Source organism: Cognatundibacterium luofuense (assembly GCF_018139685.1).
GTDB lineage: Bacteria > Pseudomonadota > Gammaproteobacteria > Burkholderiales > Burkholderiaceae_D > Undibacterium > Undibacterium luofuense.
The window spans coordinates 1-397 of the sequence record NZ_JAGSPN010000223.1; the positions used below are offsets into that span (position 1 = coordinate 1).

General features: G+C 55.9%; 1 protein-coding gene. It reads left to right on the top strand.

Annotated elements, in window-relative coordinates; all coding sequences use genetic code 11:
- Positions 1 to 397 (top strand): Ig-like domain-containing protein (locus tag KDM89_RS20130; RefSeq protein WP_212689650.1); only part of this gene is annotated, 397 nt, incomplete at both ends.

The following is a 397-nucleotide window of genomic DNA, read 5'->3' on the forward strand; positions in this document are numbered from 1 at the left end:
CAAACAGCGCAGTCGCCACGGTCAGTGTCAGCGGTGTGATCACGCCTGTTTCGGCAGGTACCGTAGTGATCACCGCAACGCAAGCAGCAGTAACCGGTGTGAATGCGCAGGCGACACAAACCTATACACTGACAGTTGCTGCACTGCCGGTTCCGGTACTTACCTTCACTACGCCAACTTCAGCCAGCGTCGTGATGGGCAATAACTTAACGAATGCAGCCAGCTCTACATTAAGCGGCGGCAGCTACGGCATGATCAGCTATAGCAGCGCAAACAGCGCAGTTGCCACGGTCAGTGTCAGCGGTGTGATCACGCCTGTTTCGGCAGGTACCGTAGTGATCACCGCAACGCAAGCAGCAGTAACCGGTGTGAATGCGCAGGCGACACAAACCTATAC